Raw genomic sequence first — 4,254 nt, forward strand, 5'->3', positions numbered from 1 at the left:
TGATCCGAGAGAAAGAACGCGATCTTGAGTAAAATCCGAGGGTGCGGCTCGGTCATCTCCCAGCTGGACTGTCCGCCGTCACGGTGCCAGCCCTCGCCCTTGAAGTTCGCGTCGGCACCCGGCGTGGGCGGACGGACGATCAAGTGGCTCGTCATCAGGTGGATGTCCCAGCCCAGAATCCCCGCGACCAGCGGCAGGACTTGCGGATGGTCAATCAGCTCCAGAAACGCCGGGTCGTCGGGCAGGCAGCCGCGCTTCTGCCAGTGCTTGCGCTCCGAGAGTCCGTCGTGCTCAATGCCTTCGGAAGAGAGCCGGTCGGCGGCGGCAACCAGCCGCGCGACCAGCTCGGGATCAATCAAGTTCCGCAGTACCAAGAAGCCGTCGCGGTCGAACTGCGCCTTCTGCTCCGCCGTGAGAAGATTGGGTGTCATGTGCCTATTTTACCTGCCTCGCTGATTTTTTCGCAGAGTTGATGTATAATGCCCAGATGAAAGACACGCTACTGATGGTGAGTTTGAGCCTCTCAGGAGTTCTTTGCCTTGGAGCCCCTAGCTCTGCTCAGAAATCCTCGCCCACTGAGACCGCCAAGCCCCCGGAGTATGTGCTGGTTCGGCGACTCTCGGACGCGGACATTGCGAAAAAGCGTGAGGGGAGCTTCTTTACCGGTCTGCCGGAGATCTCATCGGACCCGGTAGCCGGGCAGGGGTTTGGCCTGCGGGGGAACTTTTTCCGAAATGGCAAGCGTTCCGATCCGCTCTTTGCGTACACTCCCTACAGCGAGAAGCTCACCGTCAACGCCCAGTTCACCACGGGGCAGGCTCGCGAGCTTGTAATGTCCTACGACAAGCCCTACATCAATGGCTCCCGTTGGCGCGTTAAAGTAGATTTCAAGGCCCGCCAAGACCCTACCAACCTATACTTTGGGATCACCCAGGCGACTCTAGGGAACCTGACACTGCCGACGGCGGGGCCGGGGGGCGCGACCTACTCCACGTTCTCGGAGTACGAAAAAGCTCGCAAGACGCTCCGTGACGGCGGCCCTGGCGAAGCGGCGAAAGTAACGGACTCGCTCTCAAACCGCTTCCAGGACTCGGAGCTGATGCTCAATGTGAAAGCTGACTATGCTCTGGGCGACAAAGGCCGCTGGCGGGTGCTGGGTGGCTACGAGATCCAGCGCCTGGATTACAAAACCTTTGGAGGACGCCCTGCCAGCGCGGTAGATCCCGCCACCGGTGCCTCGCTCAAAGCGCCTAATGGAACGCCACTGCTGGATCGCAACTCAGCGGCAGGGACGGCCATTGGTCTGGACGGAGGACTGGTCTCGATCTTACAGCAGGCGCTTATCTACGACACCAGAGACTTTGAGCCCGACCCCACCCGTGGAATGTACTTTGAGATTGGGAACGAGTATTCTGCGAGAGCGATTGGATCACAGTTTGATTTTGATAAGCTCATGATTCAGGTCAAGACATTTCACAAGCTCCCGGTCGGGCCGCGCACGGTTTTAGCAGGACGCTTTGCGGTGGGAAATATCTTCGGGAAAAACGCTCCCTTCTTTGAGTACCAGGACCAGTGGAGCCCGGATGGGAGCATCAACGCCCTTGGTGGCGCACGCTCGCTCCGGGGCTTCCGGGCGAATCGGTTTATGGCGCGCTCGATGTGGTTTACCAACTGGGAGCTACGGGCACGTCTTGGTGAAAAGAAGATTGCGGGCCAGCGCTTTGCACTCGCCCTTGTCCCTTTCTTCGACGCAGGCACGGTGCGAGATCGCTGGCAGTCGCTCAATTTCGACGATATTCGCTACTCCTACGGCGTCGGTGGTCGGCTCGCTTGGAACCAGTCCACGATTATCTCCTTGGACATTGGTAAGTCGGGTGAAGATAATCTGCTCTTTTTTGGAATCGGGCAGCCATTTTAGCCGTTCAGAGTGTCTGGCCTACATAGTCTTGGGCGCGAAAGAGCTTACCCGTCGTTCCATCATCCAGTAGCGCCGGAACGAGCGCCCCCGGAAGCACGGACTCGACGGAGTTGGGGGCGTTCGGGCCACCCAGATCGGTGCGGAGCCAGCCGGGATCGAGCAGGTTGATCAGTACGCCATCGCCTTTGAGGTGACTGGCTGTGTCGGTGACGAACTTGTCCACGCCACCTTTGGAGATCGAGTAGGCGATCAGCTCCGGCTGGTCTTGGATGCCCGACGTGACATTGATAATCCGTCCCCACTGGCGCGCCACCATACCCGGAATCAGGCCGTGGCAGATACGAACTAGCGCCGTCACATTCACCTCAAAGCTCGTGCGGAAGTCCTCGGCGGGGACATTTTTCCAGTCACTACGATACGGCGTCATCACGGCGGCGTTGTTGTAGACAATATCAATACCGGGTGTTGAGGCAAGCACGCTCGCCAGCATCGCATCCACTTGGCTGGCGTCGGAGAGCTCCGCCGCCACTTGCTGCACCTGCACACCCTTTGCTACGAGCTCGGCTGCCAGCGCATCCGTGCCCTTTGTCTCCCGGCTATGTAGCACGATATTGCAGCCATACTCCGCGAGCCCTAGGCTCACCTGCCGTCCAATTCCACGGCTCGCGCCGGTTACCAGGGCCCACTTGCCCTGAATGTCTGCTTTTTGCATGTTAACTCAATCCTTTACTTTCTAGGAACCGAAAACGCCACCGTTGATGTCCAGTGTTGCGCCCGTAATAAAACCGTCGTACTCGCTGGCGAGAAAAGCGACGGCCCTTGCGACATCCTCGGGCGTACCTGCGCGTGCAAGGGGAATTGTCGCGATCGTTGCGGCGGCTGATTCTGCCGTCGTGTGCGTGTTGTGAAACGCGGTGCCCAGAATCAGCCCTGGGGCGACGGCATTGACCCGAATCCCACGCCCGCCCAGCTCTTTTGCCAGTGAGCGTGTCCAGGTGAGAATCGCGCCCTTCACCGACGAGTAGGCCAGTGAGCCCCCATGGCCGCCCATACGCCCCGCCAGCGAGGCGAGATTCACTATACTGCTCTGCTCTGCCGCCGCTAAGTAGGGGGTCGCGTGCTGCGTGACCAGCATCGTGCTGGTGAGATTCACCTCGATTGTGCGCTGCCAGAAGGCTAAATCTAGCTCCTCAAGCCTACGGCGGCCAATCAGATCGCCCGCGTTGTTGACCAAGATATCAAGCCCGCCGAGAAACGCAACGGACTGCTCCACCAGCGCTTGTGCCTCTGCGCTCTGCGTGAGATCCGCCGCGAAGCAGGCAGCCCGCACGCCGGGCGGCGCGGCAAGTTTAGCCGCCTCCGCCCCCTCCGCGCTCTTGTGGTAGTGAATGGCGACATCGCAGCCTTGGCGCAGCAATTCTTCTACAATCGCTCGTCCAAGTCCCTGTCCGCCGCCCGTTACCAGTGCCCGTTTGCCTTGAAGCCGTCCCATATTATTTTGCCCTTTCGTGTTTGATAAGAGAGCAACCCGCAAACCAATACGTCTGGCCGGGCACTGTGCCAAGGTTCGTAAAGGTAATGCGCGCATTGGCATCGTCCCAGGGACCGTCAAACGTGAACTGGAGCTGCTTCCACTCGGTGGTAACGGCCAGCTCTTTAGCAGCGCCGTGGTGCTCCCAGGGTGCGTGGTTCTGCATGCAGTTCACTGTGATAACGCCCATCTGCTCGGCCTTCACCCAGTAGGTCAGCGTGTACTTCTTGCCCTTTTCGATTTGCAAGCCGGGCTGGTAGAGCTGTAACCTCCACGATGCATCTCCGACTGTCGCTACTTTCAGACGAAGGGCTGCCCTCCCCTCGGGGGCTTCACGGACAACCTCGATCTGGCCTTTGGCACCGTTCTCCTCAAGCACCCATTTCGACGGACCGTCGGTGAACTTGCCATTGCTTAGCATCTCCTTACCTGTGGGTGAGACAAGACGAGTGGCTTTGGGGGCAGGAGCGGTTTTTGGAGCTGCAAGAGGTTTGCCTGCAAGAGCTGCCTTGACATAGACGCCCCAGTAGCGGGTCGGTTTGTAGTCCCAGCCGGTCAGCAAGCACGGATTGGCGCTCGGGTGGAAGCTCCATGCCGTCCAGCTGAGCTGGTGCTTGTTTATGTAGGCGATCACCTCGGGTGCCCAGCCCTCGGTGTAGACATTCTCGTGCGGGGGGTCGGTCGGCTTCCAGGGTTTGGTACCCACTTCTCCCACAAAGACAGCGTGTTTTTGGGTGACGGGGGTCACATGGGTATCCCAGTCCTTCTTCCACGGATAGATATGCGTGCCGTAGAGAATCCCGTT

Annotated in this window: 5 protein-coding genes; 1 reads left to right on the plus strand and 4 read right to left on the minus strand. The window is 59.3% G+C overall.

Features of this window, described 5'->3' with window-relative positions; genetic code table 11:
- Nucleotides 1-431, minus strand: a 431-nt coding sequence (locus tag RMO15_RS24205; RefSeq protein WP_309718588.1) for a phytanoyl-CoA dioxygenase family protein, incomplete at its 3' end; no start/stop codon positions are given.
- 56 nt (nt 432-487) lie between these two features.
- Between RMO15_RS24205 and RMO15_RS24210 the strand changes: the two genes are divergently transcribed.
- Nucleotides 488-1,918 (plus strand): BamA/TamA family outer membrane protein, encoded by a 1,431-nt coding sequence (locus tag RMO15_RS24210; RefSeq protein WP_309718591.1) that lies wholly within the window; start codon nt 488-490, stop codon nt 1,916-1,918.
- 4 nt (nt 1,919-1,922) lie between these two features.
- On the opposite strand, the gene RMO15_RS24215 is transcribed toward RMO15_RS24210, so the two are convergent.
- The 3 genes from RMO15_RS24215 to RMO15_RS24225 form a co-directional block, all read right to left on the minus strand.
- Complete coding sequence (locus tag RMO15_RS24215) at nt 1,923-2,630, minus strand: SDR family oxidoreductase (RefSeq protein ID WP_309718594.1); 708 nt, start codon at nt 2,628-2,630, stop codon at nt 1,923-1,925.
- Nucleotides 2,631-2,651: 21 nt separating this feature from the next.
- Nucleotides 2,652-3,410, minus strand: a complete 759-nt coding sequence (locus RMO15_RS24220; RefSeq protein WP_309718599.1) for an SDR family NAD(P)-dependent oxidoreductase — start codon at nt 3,408-3,410, stop codon at nt 2,652-2,654.
- A gap of 1 nt (nt 3,411) precedes the next feature.
- Nucleotides 3,412-4,254: carbohydrate binding domain-containing protein (locus RMO15_RS24225; protein WP_309718602.1), on the minus strand; the 843-nt coding region annotated here is incomplete at its 5' end.

Source organism: Armatimonas sp. (genome assembly GCF_031410135.1).
In the GTDB taxonomy this organism is placed as follows: domain Bacteria; phylum Armatimonadota; class Armatimonadia; order Armatimonadales; family Armatimonadaceae; genus Armatimonas.

Bases quoted from the DNA above. Each gene is read 5' to 3' on its own strand.
- RMO15_RS24210 (WP_309718591.1), top strand. From the start codon at position 488: ATGAAAGACACGCTACTGATGGTGAGTTTGAGCCTCTCAGGAGTTCTT.
- RMO15_RS24215 (WP_309718594.1), bottom strand. From the start codon at position 2,630: ATGCAAAAAGCAGACATTCAGGGCAAGTGGGCCCTGGTAACCGGCGCG.
- RMO15_RS24220 (WP_309718599.1), bottom strand. From the start codon at position 3,410: ATGGGACGGCTTCAAGGCAAACGGGCACTGGTAACGGGCGGCGGACAG.